The 16,295-nt window shown below is 71.5% G+C and carries 13 protein-coding genes and 1 pseudogene; 10 read left to right on the top strand and 4 right to left on the bottom strand.

Annotated elements, in window-relative coordinates; genetic code table 11:
* Window positions 1–23: 23 nt before the first annotated feature.
* The gene (locus tag ACZ44S_RS11800; protein ID WP_466927321.1) at window positions 24–632 is read left to right on the top strand and encodes a PepSY domain-containing protein; all 609 of its coding nucleotides are present in this window, start codon (window positions 24–26) and stop codon (window positions 630–632) included.
* Between the two features lie 72 nt (window positions 633–704).
* Window positions 705–1,678 (top strand): annotated as a pseudogene (locus ACZ44S_RS11795) (IS5 family transposase).
* 111 nt (window positions 1,679–1,789) lie between these two features.
* Here ACZ44S_RS11795 and meaB read toward each other — a convergent pair.
* Window positions 1,790–2,794: a methylmalonyl Co-A mutase-associated GTPase MeaB gene (meaB, locus tag ACZ44S_RS11790; RefSeq protein ID WP_466927318.1), complete on the bottom strand. Its 1,005-nt coding sequence runs from the start codon at window positions 2,792–2,794 to the stop codon at window positions 1,790–1,792.
* A gap of 52 nt (window positions 2,795–2,846) precedes the next feature.
* Entirely contained in the window at window positions 2,847–4,070 is a 1,224-nt protein-coding gene (locus tag ACZ44S_RS11785; protein WP_466927315.1) for an acetyl-CoA C-acetyltransferase, read from the bottom strand.
* A 147-nt stretch (window positions 4,071–4,217) separates the two neighbouring features.
* Between ACZ44S_RS11785 and mce the strand changes: the two genes are divergently transcribed.
* From mce to ACZ44S_RS11750, 7 genes are all read left to right on the top strand, one after another.
* A complete protein-coding gene (mce, locus tag ACZ44S_RS11780; RefSeq protein WP_466927313.1) occupies window positions 4,218–4,658 on the top strand; it encodes a methylmalonyl-CoA epimerase in 441 nt (146 codons plus the stop codon).
* A gap of 230 nt (window positions 4,659–4,888) precedes the next feature.
* The gene (scy, locus tag ACZ44S_RS11775; protein WP_466927310.1) at window positions 4,889–8,770 is read left to right on the top strand and encodes a polarized growth protein Scy; all 3,882 of its coding nucleotides are present in this window, start codon (window positions 4,889–4,891) and stop codon (window positions 8,768–8,770) included.
* A 183-nt stretch (window positions 8,771–8,953) separates the two neighbouring features.
* Window positions 8,954–9,892 (top strand): coiled-coil domain-containing protein, encoded by a 939-nt coding sequence (locus ACZ44S_RS11770; RefSeq protein WP_190161646.1) that lies wholly within the window; start codon window positions 8,954–8,956, stop codon window positions 9,890–9,892.
* A gap of 73 nt (window positions 9,893–9,965) precedes the next feature.
* A complete protein-coding gene (locus ACZ44S_RS11765) occupies window positions 9,966–10,934 on the top strand; it encodes an ABC transporter ATP-binding protein (protein ID WP_466927307.1) in 969 nt (322 codons plus the stop codon).
* 5 nt (window positions 10,935–10,939) lie between these two features.
* A complete protein-coding gene (locus ACZ44S_RS11760) occupies window positions 10,940–11,713 on the top strand; it encodes an ABC transporter permease (protein ID WP_466927304.1) in 774 nt (257 codons plus the stop codon).
* A gap of 119 nt (window positions 11,714–11,832) precedes the next feature.
* Complete coding sequence (locus ACZ44S_RS11755) at window positions 11,833–13,092, top strand: ABC transporter ATP-binding protein (protein WP_466927301.1); 1,260 nt, start codon at window positions 11,833–11,835, stop codon at window positions 13,090–13,092.
* Window positions 13,089–13,961, top strand: coding sequence for an ABC-2 transporter permease (locus tag ACZ44S_RS11750; RefSeq protein WP_466927298.1), 873 nt, complete (start codon window positions 13,089–13,091; stop codon window positions 13,959–13,961). The genes ACZ44S_RS11755 and ACZ44S_RS11750 overlap by 4 nt, the downstream gene beginning before the upstream one ends.
* A gap of 6 nt (window positions 13,962–13,967) precedes the next feature.
* On the opposite strand, the gene ACZ44S_RS11745 is transcribed toward ACZ44S_RS11750, so the two are convergent.
* The gene (locus ACZ44S_RS11745; protein ID WP_190161641.1) at window positions 13,968–14,300 is read right to left on the bottom strand and encodes an ATP/GTP-binding protein; all 333 of its coding nucleotides are present in this window, start codon (window positions 14,298–14,300) and stop codon (window positions 13,968–13,970) included.
* A gap of 243 nt (window positions 14,301–14,543) precedes the next feature.
* On the opposite strand from ACZ44S_RS11745, the gene ACZ44S_RS11740 reads away from it, so the two are divergent.
* Complete coding sequence (locus tag ACZ44S_RS11740) at window positions 14,544–15,572, top strand: LLM class flavin-dependent oxidoreductase (protein WP_466927295.1); 1,029 nt, start codon at window positions 14,544–14,546, stop codon at window positions 15,570–15,572.
* An 84-nt stretch (window positions 15,573–15,656) separates the two neighbouring features.
* Here ACZ44S_RS11740 and ACZ44S_RS11735 read toward each other — a convergent pair whose 3' ends face one another.
* The gene (locus tag ACZ44S_RS11735) at window positions 15,657–16,049 is read right to left on the bottom strand and encodes an SCO5389 family protein (RefSeq protein WP_466927293.1); all 393 of its coding nucleotides are present in this window, start codon (window positions 16,047–16,049) and stop codon (window positions 15,657–15,659) included.
* Window positions 16,050–16,295 lie beyond the last annotated feature (246 nt).

Below are 16,295 nucleotides of genomic sequence, written 5' to 3'. Positions count from 1 at the left end.
CAAGCAGCTCGGGAGGAACCAGCATGAAGCGCAACATCGTGATCGCCGTCGTCACGGCCGCGGCTCTGGTCGGCGGCGGGACGGCGACAGCCATCGCGGTCTCGGGGGACGACGACACGTCGGCGCCTGTGACGCAGACGGAGACCCGGGCCGGGGACGACGACGCGCGGGACGACGACGGGCAGGACGACGACCGTGACGAGCGTGCCGTCTCCGGTGACGTGAGCGCCGCCGACGCCATCGCCGCCGCGCTGAAGCACACGCCGGGTACGGCCGTCTCCGCCGAGCTGGACGACGACGGAAGCTGGGAGGTCGAGGTTCTCGGCCGCGGCGACACCTGGCACAGCGTGCGCGTCGACCCGGGCAGCGGCAAGGTCCTCGGCGCCTCGCAGGACGACGAGGACGACGCCGGTGAGGTGCGGGCCGCGTTGAAGGGGGCCTCGGTGTCGGCCCAGGAGGCCGCGGAGGCGGCTGCCGCCAAGGGGACGGTGGTCTCCGTGGACCTCGATGACGACGGCGACCGGGGGTGGGAGGCCGAGACGCGGGCCTCCTCCGGTGACGAGCGGGACTGGCGGGTCGACGTGAGCAGCGGTGCGGTCAGCGCCGACCGGGGCGACTCCGACGACGACTAGGGCCTGTGTGGAGTTGTGATCTCGTGGGGCCCCGGCTCGGGAGGGTCGGGGCCTTTGGAGTAGAACGGTGGGGTGTCTCGACCTCAACTTTCGGATGCCGAGTGGGAGTTCATCTCCCCGTTCCTGCCGGTCGGTGAGTACGGGCCGTACCCGGAGAACCTGCGGGCGCACTTCGAGGGCGTCGTGTGGCGGTTCAGGAACGGGGCGAAATGGCGGGAGTTGCCCGAACGGTTCGGGCACTGGTCCACCGTTTACGGCCGGTTTCGGCAGTGGCGGGATGCCGGGGTGTTCACCGCGGTGTTCCAGGGGGCGATCGCCGAGGCGGCGAAGCGGGGCCTGGTGGACTTGTCGCTGGTCAGCGTGGACTCGACCACGGTCCGGGCCCATCATGATGCTGCCGGGATGATCGTGGAGCCCGAGACCCTTGACGCACTGGAGAAGGCCGCCGCGGAAAAAGGGGCGCCGGCCAGGAACAAGACGGGCAACTGGACCCGGAGCGGGAAGAACGACGACGCGTGAGGCGTCGCCGCCAGGCCCGACTCGCCGCCGCCGACCTGGGGCGTTCCCGCGGCGGACTGACCACGAAGACGCACCTGTCCTGCGTGCCGCAATGCCTGCCTCTCTCGCTGAAGATCACTGCGGGGCAGGCCGGGGACAGTCCGCAGTTCATCCCCGTCCTGAACAAGATCCGCGTCCCCGGCCCGGTCGGCCGGCCCCGCACCCGGCCGGTCGCAGTCGCGGGCGACAAGGCGTACTCGTCCCGCAAGAACCGTTCCCACCTGCGTAAACATGGAATCAAAGCGGTCATCCCCGAGAAGAAGGATCAGGCCGCCCACCGCAAGAACCGGGGCTCACGCGGCGGACGGCCCGTCACCTGGGACAAGCAGATGTACAAGCTCCGCAACAGCGTCGAACGCACCATCAACAAGATCAAGGACTGGCGTGGTCTCGCCGTCCGCTACGACAAGAAGCCTGAAAGCTACCAGGCCGGACTCGAATTATGCGCTGGCCTCCTCTGGATCCGATACCTCGGATCGCAGCCTTGATCACAACTCCACACAGACCCTAGGTGTTTTCGCCCCCGCCGCCCCTTCCCTCCCCTTCCGGTCCCTGGGGCTGCGCCCCAGACCCCCCTTTCGGCCCTTCGGGCCTCGTCCTCAGACGGACGGGCTGGGTGGGCCGGACGGGCTGGGTGGGGTGCCGGGCGGGGTGGTTGTCAGGCCCTCCACGAGCTCGTCCGCCGCGTGGTACGGGTCCAGCGTGCCGGCGATGATGCGTTCCGCCAGTGCGCCCAGGCGGCGGTCGCCGTGGAGGTCGCCGATGCGTTCGCGGAGGGCCGTGACCGCGATGGTCTCCACCTCGCGGGAGGCCCGGGCCAGCCGGCGCTCCGTCAGGACGCCCCGCTCCTCCATCCAGGCGCGGTGCTTCTCCAGGGCCTCGACGACCTCGTCGACGCCCTCCGCGCGGGCGGCGACCGTCTTGACGATCGGGGGGCGCCAGTCGCCCGGGGCGCGGGACTCGCCCAGGCCGAGCATGTGGTTCAGCTCCCGGGCGGTGGCGTCGGCGCCGTCGCGGTCGGCCTTGTTGACGACGTAGACGTCGCCGATCTCCAGGATTCCGGCCTTGGCGGCCTGGATGCCGTCGCCCATGCCGGGGGCCAGCAGCACCACGGAGGTGTCGGCCTGGGAGGCGATCTCCACCTCCGACTGGCCCACGCCCACCGTCTCCACCAGGATCACGTCGCAGCCGGCCGCGTCCAGGACGCGGATGGCCTGCGGCGCGGCCCAGGCGAGGCCGCCCAGGTGGCCGCGGGTGGCCATGGAGCGGATGTAGACGCCCGGGTCGGAGGCGTGCTCCGACATACGGACGCGGTCGCCCAGCAGGGCGCCTCCGGAGAACGGGGAGGACGGGTCGACGGCCAGGACGCCGACCCGCTTGCCCTGTTTGCGGTACGCGGTCACCAGGGCCGAGGTCGAGGTCGACTTGCCCACGCCCGGGGAGCCGGTGAGGCCGACCACGTAGGCGTTGCCGGTGAGCGGCGCCAGGGCCGCCATGACCTCCCTGAGCTGCGGGGACGCCCCCTCCACCAGGGAGATCAGCCGGGCCACGGCCCGTGGCCTGCCTTCCCTGGCCTGGGCGACCAGCGAGGAGACGTCCTGCATCACAGCTCCGTTCACGAGAGGAAACCAGAGGAAACCAGTAGGAAAACCGGGCTCAGGCCCTGGGTACCCGCACGATCAGCGCGTCACCCTGGCCGCCGCCGCCGCACAGCGCCGCCGCACCGACACCACCGCCGCGCCGCTTCAGCTCCAGCGCCAGGTGCAGCACGAGCCGCGCGCCGGACATCCCGATCGGGTGACCGAGGGCGATGGCGCCGCCGTTGACGTTCACCTTTTCGATGGAAACGCCCAGGTCCTTCATTGACTGGACGGCGACCGCGGCGAAAGCCTCGTTGATCTCGATGAGGTCGAGGTCGGAAACCTCCAGGCCCTCCTTCTTCAGCGCGTGCCGGATCGCGTTGGACGGCTGCGACTGGAGGGAGTTGTCGGGGCCGGCCACATTGCCGTGGGCGCCGATCTCGGCGATCCACTCCAGGCCCAGCTCCTGCGCCTTGGCCTTGCTCATCACGACCACGGCCGCCGCACCGTCCGAGATCTGCGAGGAGGAGCCCGCGGTGATGGTGCCGTCCTTCGAGAAGGCCGGGCGCAGCTTGCCGAGCGACTCGGCCGTGGTGTCGCCGCGGATGCCCTCGTCCTTGCTGAACAGGACGGGGTCGCCCTTGCGCTGGGGGATCTCGACCGGGGTGATCTCGGCCTCGTAGACGCCGTTCTTCTGCGCGGCGGCGGCACGCTGGTGGGACAGGGCGGCGATCTCGTCCTGCTCGGGACGCGCGATACCGAGACGGGTGTTGTGCTTCTCGGTGGACTCGCCCATGGCGATGTTCTCGAAGGAGTCCGTCAGACCGTCGTGCGCCATGGCGTCGAGCATCTGCACCGCGCCGTACTTGAAGCCCTCGCGGGACTTCGGCAGCAGGTGGGGGGCGTTGGTCATGGACTCCTGGCCGCCGGCGACGATCACGTCGAACTCGCCCGCGCGGATCAGCTGGTCCGCGAGCGCGATGGCGTCGAGACCGGAGAGGCACACCTTGTTGATCGTGAGCGCCGGGACGTTCATCGGGATGCCGGCCTTGACGGCTGCCTGGCGGGCCGGGATCTGCCCCGCCCCGGCCTGGAGCACCTGGCCCATGATCACGTACTGGACCTGGTCGCCACCGATCCCCGCACGGTCGAGGGCGGCCTTGATCGCGAAGCCGCCGAGGTCGGCTCCGGAGAATGACTTCAGCGAGCCGAGCAGCCGTCCCATGGGGGTGCGGGCGCCCGCGACGATGACGGAGGTCGTGCCGTTCGCTGCGGATGATGCGGAAGTTGCGGAAGACATGAGCTGCGATCCCCTTCCGGCTGCACAGCCGAGGAGTGAACGAGGGTTTACTTCGAATGTACTGACGTGCGGTGGACCCCGTCATCGGCCTTTCGGTGTGATCGCGCGCACGTTGCGTAACCGCCCCGGAGGCGCTGCACTGAATCCATGCTGACGCGAATCGACCACATCGGGATCGCCTGCTTCGACCTGGACAAGACAGTGGAGTTCTACCGGGCCACCTACGGCTTCGAGGTGTTCCACTCCGAGGTCAACGAGGAGCAGGGCGTGCGCGAGGCCATGCTCAAGATCAACGACACCCCGGACGGCGGGGCCTCCTACCTGCAGCTGCTCGAGCCGACCCGGGAGGACTCCACCGTCGCCAAGTGGCTGGCGAAGAACGGCGAGGGCGTCCACCACATCGCTTTCGGTACGGCGGATGTGGACGCGGAGTCGGCCGACATCAAGGAGAAGGGCGTACGCGTTCTGTACGAAGAGCCCCGGCGCGGCTCCATGGGGTCACGGATCACCTTCCTGCACCCCAAGGACTGCCATGGCGTACTGACAGAACTGGTCACTTCGGCGCCCGTTGAGTCGTCCGACCACTGACCCACGTACATAAGGGCCGGTAGGGTTGGGTCTGGTCGCCGCTCCATGCGTGGTGACCGAGTCCCGTCGTCCCTGACGGCGGGATCGCCGGGGTCCGGGTTTCGGGGGGCGAGCGCGGGGCAGCAGCCCATGCTCCGCCGTTGATCTGACACCATTCCCCCGGGGGCCCCGTTCGGCGGTTGGACGGAGCTCGGCCAAACTTGCGACCAGGGGACGGATGGGACCGCGCAGTGCGGGGCTACGAGAGCCAGGAGCGAGAGCCGGCGGCTGACGTCGACCACCTCTCTCGGTTCGAAGCCGAGATGAAGCGGCTGAAGACCGAGCGGGAAAAGGCGATCCAGCACGCCGAGGACCTCGGCTACCAGGTCGAGGTGCTGCGCGCCAAGCTGCACGAGGCGCGGCGCACCATCATGTCCCGGCCCGCGTACGACGGCGGCGACATCGGCTACCAGGCCGAGCAGTTGCTGCGCAACGCCCAGCTGCAGGCCGACCAGCTCCGTGCGGACGCCGAGCGGGAGCTGAGCCAGGCCCGGGCGCAGACCCAGCGGATCCTCCAGGAGCACGCGGAGCAGGCGGCCCGGCTGCAGGCGGAGCTGCACCAGGAGGCGGTGACCCGGCGCCAGCAGCTCGACCAGGAGCTGGCCGAGCGCAGGCAGACCGTCGAGTCGCACGTCAACGAGAACGTGGCGTGGGCGGAGCAGCTGCGGGCCCGCACCGAGGAGCAGGCCCGCCGGCTCATGGAGGAGACCCGCGCGGAGCGCGAGCAGGCCATGGCCGCCGCCCGCGAGGAGGCCGAGCGGCTGACGGCCGAGGCCCGTCGCCGGCTGCAGAGCGAGGCCGAGTCGGCCCGCGCGGAGGCCGAACAGCTGCTGCGCCGGGCCCGCGCGGACGCCGAACGGCTGCTGACCACCGCCACCACGGAGGCGCAGGAGGCCACCGAGCGCGCCGAGCAGGTACGGACGTCCACGGCCACCGAGTCGGAGTCGGCCCGCCGGGAGGCCCAGGAGCTCGCCAAGGCCGCCGAGCAGCGCATGACGGAGGCCGAGAGCGCGCTGCGCGAGGCGCGCGCCGAGGCGGAGAAGGTGGTCGCCGAGGCGAAGGAGGCCGCCGCCAAGGCGCTCGCCTCCGCCGAGGCCGCCAACGAGACCCGTACGCGCACCGCCAAGGAGCAGGTGGCCCGGCTGGTCAGCGAGGCCACCAAGGAGGCGGAGACCACCAAGGCGGACGCCGAGCAGCTGGTCGCCGACGCCCGCGCCGAGGCCGAGAAGATCGTCGCGGAGGCCGCCGAGAAGGCCCGCACGCTCACCGCCGAGGAGTCCGCCACCCAGCTGTCCAAGGCGGCCAAGACCGCCGAGGACGTGCTCAACAAGGCGTCCGAGGAGGCCAAGCAGACCACGAAGGCGGCGGCCGAGGAGGCCGAGCGCATCCGCAGGGAGGCCGAGGCCGAGGCCGACCGGCTGCGCGCGGAGGCGCACGACATCGCCCAGCAGCTCAAGGGCGCGGCGAAGGACGACACCAAGGAGTACCGCGCCAAGACGGTCGAGCTGCAGGAGGAGGCGCGCCGACTGCGCGGCGAGGCCGAGCAGCTGCGCGCGGACGCGGTCGCCGAGGGCGAGAGGATCCGCGCGGAGGCCCGCAAGGAGGCCGTGGCGCAGATCGAGGAGGCGGCGAAGTCCGCCGAGGAGCTCCTGGCCAAGGCGAAGGCGGACGCCGACGAGCTGCGCTCGACCGCGCAGACGGACAGCGAGAAGGTCCGCACCGAGGCCATCGAGCGCGCCACCACGCTGCGCCGGCAGGCCGAGGAGACGCTGGACCGCACGCGCAAGGAGGCCGAGCGGCACCGCGCGGAGGCCGTCGAGCAGGCCGACGCGCTCAGGGAGGACGCCTCGCGGGCCGCGCGCGAGCTGCGCGAGGAGACCGAGCGGGCCGTCGAGGCCCGCCGCGCGGAGGCCGCGGACGAACTGACCCGGCTGCACACGGAGGCCGAGGAGCGGCTCGCCGCCGCCGAGCAGGCGCTGAGCGACGCGCGCGAGGAGGCCGGCCGGATCCGCCGTGAGGCGGCCGAGGAGAGCGAGCGGCTGCGCGGCGAGGCCGCCGAGCGGATCCGTACGCTCCAGCAGCAGGCGGAGGCCGAGGCCGAGCGGCTGCGCGACGAGGCGGCCGCCGACGCGTCGGCCTCCCGCGCGGAGGGCGAGTCCGTCGCCGTACGGCTGCGTTCGGAGGCCGCGGCCGAGGCGGAGCGGCTGAAGTCGGAGGCGCAGGACAGCGCCGACCGGATGCGCGCGGAGGCGCAGGCCGCCGCCGAGCGGATCGGCGCGGAGGCGTCCGAGGCCCTGGCCGCCGCGCAGGAGGAGGCGGCCCGGCGGCGGCGCGAGGCCGAGGAACTCCTCGGCGCGGCCCGGCAGGAGGCCGACCAGGAGCGCGAGCGGGCGCGCGGGCAGAGCGAGGAGCTGCTGGCCTCGGCGCGCACCCGTGTGGAGGAGGCGCAGGCCGAGGCCGTGCGTCTGGTCGAGGAGGCGGACCGGCGCGCCACGGAGATGGTGTCGGCGGCCGAGCAGCACGCCCAGCAGGTGCGGGACTCCGTCGCGGGGCTGCACGAGCAGGCGCAGGAGGAGATCGCCGGGCTGCGCTCCGCCGCCGAGCACGCGGCGGACCGTACGCGCCGCGAGGCCGAGGAGGAGGCGGACCGGGTCCGCGCCGACGCCTACGCGGAGCGGGAGCGGGCGAGCGAGGACGCGGGCCGGCTGCGGCGCGAGGCGCACGAGGAGACGGAGGCCGCCAAGTCGCTGGCCGAGCGCACCGTCTCGGAGGCGATCACGGAGGCCGAACGGATCCGCGCGGAGGTGTCCGAGCACGCCCAGCGGTTGCGTACGGAGGCGTCGGACGCCGTCGCCGAGGCCGAGCAGGCCGCCGCGCGCACCCGGGCGGAGGCCCGCGAGGACGCCAACCGGATCCGTTCGGACGCGGCGACGCAGGCGGACACGCTCATCACGGAGGCCCGCGGCGAGGCCGAGCGGCTCACCGAGGACACCATCACGGAGACCGACCGGCTGCGGGCCGAGACGGCCGCCGAGGCGGAGCGGGTGCGCTCCGAGTCGGTCGCCAAGGCGGAGAAGCTGATCGCGGACGCGACCGGTGACGCGGAGCGGCTGCGGGCCGAGGCCGCGGAGACGGTGGGGTCGGCGCAGACGCACGCGGAGCGGCTCCGTCAGGACGCCGAGCGGGTCAGGTCCGAGGCGGAGTCGGACGCCGAGCGGCTGGTGGCCACCGCGCGCGAGGAGGCCGAGCGGACGCTGGACGAGGCCCGCAAGGAGGCCAACAAGCGGCGTTCGGAGGCGGCCGAGCAGGTCGACACGCTCATCACGGAGACCACCGCCGAGGCGGACAAGCTGCTCACCGAGGCGCAGCAGCAGGCGCAGAAGACGACGGCGGACGCCGAGTCGCAGGCGGACACGATGGTCGGTGCGGCCCGCACCGAGGCCGAGCGGCTGGTGTCCGAGGCGACCGTCGAGGGCAACGCGCGGGTGGAGAAGGCCCGTGCGGACGCGGACGAGCTGCTGGTCGGCGCGCGCCGGGACGCGACGCAGATCAGGGAGCGCGCCGAGGAGCTGCGCGACCGCATCACCGGTGAGATCGAGGAGCTGCACGAGCGGGCCCGCCGTGAGGCGTCGGAGACGATGAAGTCCACGGGCGACCGCTGCGACGCGCTCATCAAGGCCGCCGAGGAGCAGCTCGCCAAGGCGGAGGCGAAGGCCAAGGAGATCGTGTCCGAGGCCAACTCCGAGGCGGGCAAGGTGCGGATCGCCGCCGTGAAGAAGGCCGAGGGTCTGCTGAAGGAGGCGGAGCAGAAGAAGGCCACGCTCGTGAAGGAGGCCGAGGAGCTGAAGGCCGAGGCGGTCCGCGAGGCGCGGCGCACGGTCGAGGAGGGCAAGCGCGAGCTGGAGGTGCTGGTGCGGCGCCGCGAGGACATCAACGCGGAGATCTCCCGCGTGCAGGATGTGCTGGAGGCGCTGGAGTCCTTCGAGGCGCCGGCGGGCGGCAAGGACAACGGGGTCAAGGCGGGGGCCGCCGCGGGTGCTACCCGTACGAGTGGCAAGTCATCCGATAGCTAGCAAACCGGACCAAAACCCTTGTACGGTGAGGGCTTTGACCATGGCTTTGGCAAGCCTTCCGGCGGCGAGCCACTCAAAAGGGGTGTCATTCTCCGTATCAAACGTGCATCCGCTCGATGACACAGCGCTTCGGCCCCTAGGATTCCACCTATCACCTCACCGGTCTCATTCGACAGGAACCCCATGAGCGACACTTCCCCCTACGGCTTCGAGCTTGTGCGGCGTGGGTACGACCGCGCTCAGGTGGACGAACGTATCTCCAAGCTCGTCTCCGACCGTGACAGCGCTCTCGCCCGCATCACCGCTCTGGAAAAGCGCATCGAAGAGCTCCACCTCGAGACGCAGAACGCCCAGGCCCAGGTCAACGACGCCGAGCCGTCGTACGCGGGTCTCGGCGCGCGCGTGGAGAAGATCCTCCGACTCGCCGAGGAGGAGGCCAAGGACCTGCGCGAGGAGGCCCGGCGCGCGGCGGAGCAGCACCGCGAGCTCGCCGAGTCGGCCGCCCAGCAGGTGCGCAACGACGCCGAGTCGTACGCCGCCGAGCGCAAGGCCAAGGCGGAGGACGAGGGCGTCCGGATCGTCGAGAAGGCCAAGGGCGAGGCGTCCCAGCTGCGTTCCGAGGCGCAGAAGGACGCGCAGTCCAAGCGGGAGGAGGCGGACGCCCTCTTCGAGGAGACCCGCGCCAAGGCCGCGCAGGCCGCCGCCGACTTCGAGACGAACCTCGCCAAGCGCCGCGAGCAGTCCGAGCGTGACCTGGCCTCGCGTCAGGCCAAGGCCGAGAAGCGCCTGGCGGAGATCGAGCACCGCGCGGAGCAGCTGCGCCTGGAGGCCGAGAAGCTGCGCACCGACGCCGAGCGCCGCGCCCGCCAGACGGTGGAGACCGCGCAGCGCCAGGCCGAGGACATCGTGGCCGACGCCAACGCCAAGGCGGACCGGATCCGTTCGGAATCCGAGCGCGAGCTCGCGGCGCTGACCAACCGCCGCGACTCCATCAACGCCCAGCTGACGAACGTCCGCGAGATGCTGGCGACGCTCACCGGTGCCGCGGTGGCCGCGACCGGCGCGCCCGCCGCCGAGGACGAGCCGATCTCCCGCGGGGTTCCGGCCCAGCAGTCCCGGTAACGGCGACCGCACGTCGGCGAAGCCCTCTGCCACTGAGGTGGCAGAGGGCTTTGTCCCGTTCTAGCGTGGCCGCATGATCGAGCTCGAGGGGCTGACCAAGCGGTACGGCGAGAAGGTGGCGGTCGACGCCCTGACCTTCACCGTCCGGCCGGGCATCGTCACCGGCTTCCTCGGTCCGAACGGCGCCGGCAAGTCGACCACCATGCGGATGATCCTGGGCCTGGACCACCCGACCGCCGGGGATGTGCGGATCGACGGCACGCACTACCACCGGCTCAAGGACCCGCTGACGTACATCGGGGCGCTGCTGGAGGCGAAGGGCGTGCACCCGGGGCGCAGCGCCTACAACCATCTGCTGTGCCTCGCCCAGAGCAACGGCATCCCGCCGCGCCGGGTGCACGAGGTGCTGGACGCGGTCGGGCTGACGGCGGTGGCGCGGAAGAAGGCCAAGGGGTTCTCGCTCGGCATGGGCCAGCGGCTCGGCATCGCCGCCGCGCTGCTCGGCGACCCGCGCATCCTGATGTTCGACGAGCCGGTCAACGGCCTCGACCCCGAGGGCATCCACTGGATCCGCACGTTGATGAAGTCGCTCGCCGCCCAGGGCCGTACGGTCTTCGTCTCCTCCCATCTGATGAGCGAGATGGCGCTGACCGCCGACCACCTGGTGGTCATCGGGCAGGGCCGGCTGCTCGCCGACACCTCGATGGCCGACTTCATCGCGCGCAACTCACGCTCGTATGTGAGGGTGCGCAGTCCGCAGCGGGAGCGGCTGCTGGACGTGCTGCACGGGGGCGGGATGACGGCCGCGGAGAGCGGTGACGGGGCGCTGGAGGTGGACGGGTCCACGGCCGAGGCCGTCGGGGAGCTGGCGGCCCGCCACCAGCTGACGCTGCACGAGCTGAGCCCGCAGCAGGCCTCCCTGGAGGAGGCGTTCATGCAGTTGACCGCGGAGTCGGTGGAGTACCACGCGCACACCGGCACCGGCACCGGCACGCCCGCACCCCCGCAGCAGCAGTGGGGCGCGAGCTGGACGAAGGGCTGAGCGGCATGACGGCGACGCAGGTCGTACGGTCGGAGTGGACCAAGATCCGGTCGGTGGCGTCCACCGTGTGGACACTGTCGCTGGCTGTGGTGGTCACCATCGCGCTCGGCATGCTGATCTCGGCCCTGTCGAAGAACGAGTTCGACTCGCTGAGCGCGCAGGACCGGGCGGCCTTCGACCCGACGTTCATCAGCTTCGCGGGAATGAGTCTCGGTCAGCTGGCGATGATCGTGTTCGGGGTGCTGGTGGTCTCGAACGAGTACAGCACCGGCATGATCCGCGCCTCGCTGGCGGCCGTGCCGCAGCGCGGCACCTTCCTGTTCAGCAAGCTCGCGGTCGCCACCGCGCTCGCCCTCGTCGTCTCCATGGCCACCAGCTTCGCCGCCTTCTTCCTGGGCCAGGCCATGCTCGGCGAGCACAAGGCCTCCATCGGCGACGACGGGGTGCTGCGGGCGGTCATCGGCGGCGGTCTCTACATGACGCTGATCGCGCTGTTCTCCATGGGCGTCGCCGCGATGCTGCGCTCCCCCATGCTGTCGCTGGGCATCCTGATGCCGTTCTTCTTCCTGATCTCCAACATCCTCGGCAACGTCGACGCCACGAAGAAGGTCGGCCGGTTCCTGCCCGACCAGGCCGGCAGCAAGATCATGCAGGTGGTCCAGCCCCCGGACGACGACACCCCCTACGGTCCCTGGGGCGGGCTGGGCATCATGGCGCTGTGGGTGGCCGCCGCGCTCGTGGGCGGTTACGTGCTGCTGAAGAGGCGCGACGCCCAGTGAGTGACGCCCGGGGCCGGTTTTTACCCGGCCTTGGGCGGAACCGTCAGCGCCCGGATATCCTCCTAACCCTTACGGGGGCGTGCGCCCTGCTGTCCTGAACCTTTCGATGGGTGCGGAGCATGATCGAGGCAGTCGGCCTGACCAAGCGGTACGGCGACAAGACCGCTGTGTACAACCTTTCCTTCCAGGTGCGTCCCGGCGCCGTCACCGGTTTCCTGGGCCCCAACGGCTCGGGCAAGTCGACGACGATGCGGATGATCCTGGGCCTGGACAACCCCAGCGCGGGTCAGGTCACGATCGGCGGCTATCCGTACCGCAAGCTGCCCAACGCCCCCCGTCAGGTCGGTGCGCTGCTGGACGCCAAGGCGGTGCACGGCGGCCGGTCCGCCCGCAACCACCTGCTGAGCCTGGCCCAGCTGTCGGGCATCCCGGCCCGCCGCGTGGACGAGGTGCTGGGGGTCGTGGGCCTGCACGACGTGGCGCGCAGGCGGTCGAAGGGCTTCTCCCTGGGCATGGGCCAGCGGCTCGGCATCGCCGCCGCGCTGCTCGGCGACCCCCAGGTGCTGCTGTTCGACGAGCCCGTCAACGGCCTGGACCCCGAGGGCATCCTCTGGGTGCGCAACCTGATGAAGTCGCTGGCCGCGGAGGGCCGCACGGTCTTCGTCTCCTCCCATCTGATGAGCGAGATGGCCCTGACCGCCGACCACCTCATCGTCATCGGCCGGGGACAGCTGCTCGCCGACATGAGCGTGACGGACTTCATCTCCGCCAACTCCGCCGACTTCGCGCGGGTGCGCACGCCGGACTCCGAGCCGCAGCAGCGCGAGAAGCTGTCCGCCGCGATCACCGAGGCCGGCGGTCATGTGCTGCCGGAGCAGGACGGCGCGCTGCGGGTGACGGGACTGCCGCTGCCGCGCATCAGTGACATCGCCCACGACAGCGACGTACGGCTGTGGGAGCTGTCGCCGCACCAGGCGTCGCTGGAGGAGGCGTACATGCGGATGACGCAGGGCGCCGTCGACTACCGGTCGACCATCGACCAGAAGGCGGGGCTCCAGCAGCCCCTGCCGCCGGGCATGCAGCCGCCGATGCCGGTTCCGGGGCAGGGCCAGCCCGGCTGGTACGCGCCTCCTCCGCCGCCGCAGCAGGGCGGGCAGCCCTTCCCGGCTCCGGCACCGCAGGGCGCTCCGGTGCAGGCCCCCGCGGGCCCCTACGGCGCTCCGGGCGCCCCCGGGGCGGCCCCGGGCGTCCCCGCGCCCAACCCGTACGCGCAGTCCGCTCCGCAGGCGCCGCAGGGCCCGGCTCCGGCCGCGCCGCCGGCCGCCGCGCCCCCGTCCGCCCCCGCCGCCGACCTGACCAAGCCCGAGGACGCCCGATGAGCACGCCCCCGCCCCCGATGCCGCAGAGCGCCGCACCCGACTGGCAGGCGGCGCCCCACTCCCCGTACCCCGGTTACACCTCGCCGATCCCGGTGGTGCGCACGCACCTCGGGCACGCGCTCGCCTCCGAGTGGACGAAGATCAAGTCCGTGCGCTCCACGATGTGGACGCTGGGCGTGTTCGTCCTGCTGGTGGTCGGCATCGGTCTGCTGACCGGGCTCGTGGTCGCCAGTTCCGACCCGGACCTGGGCGGCGAGAGCCCGCTGTCCCTCGGCTTCTTCGGACTGTTGCTGGGCGCCATGTGCATCATCACGCTGGGCGTGCTGACCACCGCCTCGGAGTACGGCACGGGCATGATCCGCACCACGATGGTCGCCTGTCCCTCACGCGGACGCGTGCTGGCGGCGAAGGCCCTGGTGTTCTTCCTGATCGCCTTCGTGGTGACGCTGGTGTGCGCCACGCTCATCGGCTTCCTGCACGTGGCGATGCTGGAGGGGTACAACGCCAAGGACCCCTCCGGCGAGGAGTGGCTGAAGGGCACGGTCGGCGTCTCGCTCTACCTGGCGCTGCTCGGCACGCTGTCGCTGGCGATCGGCTCGGTCGTCCGGCACTCGGCGGGCGCCATCACCATCATGATCGGTGCCGTGCTCGCCCCGCTGGTGATCGCGCTGTTCATGTTCTCGTCCTCGCTCCAGGACGTGCAGCAGGCGCTGTTCGAGTACTCCATCCCGAACCAGATGAGCATCTTCTACGCCAATTCCCTCACCGAGTCCGGCCCGTCCGGCTGGGACCCGCTGTGGATCATGCTGGTCGTCACGGGGGCCGCGCTCGGCGGCGCCTTCGCGCTGCTGGAGAAGCGGGACGTCTAGGACCGGTCAGAACTTCGGCGCGTTACGGGACCGCTGCACCCGCGTGGTGCGGCGGTCCTTCGCGTTCCAGCACGCCTTGTGCCAGTGGCGGCGCTCGTCGACGCCCGAGTGCTCCGGCCAGGCCACCACGTGCGGCACTCCGTCCGGGATCAACTGGTCGCAGCCGGGGCAGCGGTAGGCCTTGCCCTGGGCGCTGGCGCCCGCCACGTGCCGCACGCTCCACTGCTCGCCCTGCCAGCTCTCCGCGGACTGCCAGCCGCCGTAGCGCCCGGAACGGTCCTCCTCGGCGCTCCGGCCGGACGAACCGGCTCCCTTCGGTCGGTTGCGACGCGGGGACACAGGACACCTCACGGGGCTATACAGGATGCTGGGGCCGCGTCCAGCCTACGCGGCACGGGCAGGGGTACGCGTACGCCACCAATCGTCACAAGTCCCCTTCGTGGCGATGCGGCGCCCCTCGGCAACGGCTCATTCTGCAGACAATCCGCAAAATCGCTCGCCCGGCCGTGTCCTCGGCACGTGTCGCGCGGTTATGCCCTGCGGGGGAGCTCCGCGTCGGAGCCAAGGAAGCAGGAAAAAGCAATGCGCGTTGGAAGTTTCGTGTTGGCCGCCCAGTTCCCCGGGCAGGGCGAGGGAGAGGCGCTGCACCGCGCGGTCCGCTCGGCGGAGGCCGCCGAGGAGGCGGGCCTCGACTCGGTCTGGCTGGCGGAGCACCACTTCGTGCCCTACGGCACGTGCCCGTCCGCCGTCACCCTGGCCGCGTTACTGCTCGGCCGCACCCAGAGGCTGCGCGTCGGTACGGCGGTCAGCGTGCTGCCCACCGTCCATCCCGTGGCCCTCGGCGAACAGGCCGCGCTGCTGCACATCGCGAGCGGCGGCCGGTTCTCCCTGGGTGTCGGGCGCGGCGGGCCGTGGGTCGACCTGGAGGTGTTCGGCGCCGGCCTCGAGGCGTACGAGAAGGCGTTCCCGGAATCACTCGATCTGCTGGTGCGCTGGCTGCGCGAACCGTCCGTCGGGGCGGACGGCGAGCGGTACCGCTTCCGTGAGGTGCCGGTCGTCCCGCGCCCGTCGGAGGCCCTGACCGAGACCGAGGGCCCGGAGGTGGTGGTCGCCTGCACCTCCCCGGCGAGCGTGCGGCTGGCCGCCGAGCGCGGGCTGCCGATGCTGCTGGGCATGCACATCGGGGACGAGGAGAAGGCCGAGATGGTCTCCCTGTGGCGGCAGCACGCGCGCGCGTGCGGACGGCCGGCCGGGGAGATCCACCGCGCGGCCCATGTCTCGGCCGGCGTCTGCCAGATCGCGGACCGGCGCACGGACGCGGCGGAGACCCTGCTGAAGGCCATGCCCGGCTGGCTGAAGCACGGGCTGGAGGCCCATGTCACCGTGGACGGGCGGCAGCGGCAGATGCGCGACCCGCTGGCGTACACCGAACTGCTCTGCGGGCTGCACCCGGTGGGCACACCCCGGCTGTGCGCCGACCGGCTCGCCGCGACCAGCGAGCGGACGGGCATCTCCCGCTTCGCCCTGCTCGTCGAGGGGTCCGGCGACCTGGCGGCCACGGAGGAGAACGTACGGCGGCTCGGGGCCGAGGTGCTTCCCCAACTCGCCTGAGCGAGCAGAGGTCCACGGAGGCTTGCCGCCCCGGTACAAAAACCGCACCTCCCGCGTACGGAGCGGCAAGCAAACGATGGCGCGTCAGCAGTCGCGCAGTTCCGGCGACTGGTTCAGCAGTTGATTGCGCACCGAGGTGAAGCGGGCCAGCGTCTCGTCGACCGAGGAGTCAACCGGGAACACGGCCACCCGGTGGCAGTTCTGGAAGGCCAGCCGTACACCGAAGTGCCGTTGCAGCGCGCCGCGTATCGCGTCACTCGCGAGCGCACGCAGCAGCTGACCGCGTGCCTGCTCGTCCGGCGGGGGCGTCTGGTTGTCGGCGAACTCGCCGCCGTCCACCTTCAGCTGGGCCACCAGGGAGCTGATCATCTCCCACGCGTAGGGCAGGGAGGTCCGGACGCAGTCGACGAAGTCAGCTTCGTCGACCTCGCCTCGCTCGGCCTGTTCGAGTAGGGCCGGTGAGACGTCGAGCGACATGGGTTCTCCTCTCGCACCCCCAACGAGCAGGGGTTGCCTGACAGATAGGGGAGTGCGCGACATCGGGCACGCTGCGTACACAGTTCGCGACCTCCCGTTCAATACCGTAAGCAACGGACCGTGACGGCACCAGGAGAATGCCCGGATGGGGAACTTCCTGTGGGCCGGTAATCGGCCACCGCCGAACACGCGTTTTCCAGGAGATTCAGGACGCGCCGCACGGGTCTCGGGGGGCTGCTGTGGAGG

It is taken from the genome of Streptomyces malachitofuscus (assembly GCF_055571035.1).
Note: the sequence above shows the minus strand (reverse complement) of the source record. Positions and strands in the feature narration are given on the sequence as shown.

Excerpts from the sequence above, each read along its gene's own strand:
- ACZ44S_RS11800 (WP_466927321.1), top strand. The coding sequence starts at position 24 with ATGAAGCGCAACATCGTGATCGCCGTCGTCACGGCCGCGGCTCTGGTC.
- meaB (WP_466927318.1), bottom strand. The coding sequence starts at position 2,794 with ATGCAGGACGTCTCCTCGCTGGTCGCCCAGGCCAGGGAAGGCAGGCCA.
- ACZ44S_RS11785 (WP_466927315.1), bottom strand. The coding sequence starts at position 4,070 with ATGTCTTCCGCAACTTCCGCATCATCCGCAGCGAACGGCACGACCTCC.
- mce (WP_466927313.1), top strand. The coding sequence starts at position 4,218 with ATGCTGACGCGAATCGACCACATCGGGATCGCCTGCTTCGACCTGGAC.
- ACZ44S_RS11770 (WP_190161646.1), top strand. The coding sequence starts at position 8,954 with ATGAGCGACACTTCCCCCTACGGCTTCGAGCTTGTGCGGCGTGGGTAC.
- ACZ44S_RS11765 (WP_466927307.1), top strand. The coding sequence starts at position 9,966 with ATGATCGAGCTCGAGGGGCTGACCAAGCGGTACGGCGAGAAGGTGGCG.
- ACZ44S_RS11760 (WP_466927304.1), top strand. The coding sequence starts at position 10,940 with ATGACGGCGACGCAGGTCGTACGGTCGGAGTGGACCAAGATCCGGTCG.
- ACZ44S_RS11755 (WP_466927301.1), top strand. The coding sequence starts at position 11,833 with ATGATCGAGGCAGTCGGCCTGACCAAGCGGTACGGCGACAAGACCGCT.
- ACZ44S_RS11750 (WP_466927298.1), top strand. The coding sequence starts at position 13,089 with ATGAGCACGCCCCCGCCCCCGATGCCGCAGAGCGCCGCACCCGACTGG.
- ACZ44S_RS11740 (WP_466927295.1), top strand. The coding sequence starts at position 14,544 with ATGCGCGTTGGAAGTTTCGTGTTGGCCGCCCAGTTCCCCGGGCAGGGC.
- ACZ44S_RS11735 (WP_466927293.1), bottom strand. The coding sequence starts at position 16,049 with ATGTCGCTCGACGTCTCACCGGCCCTACTCGAACAGGCCGAGCGAGGC.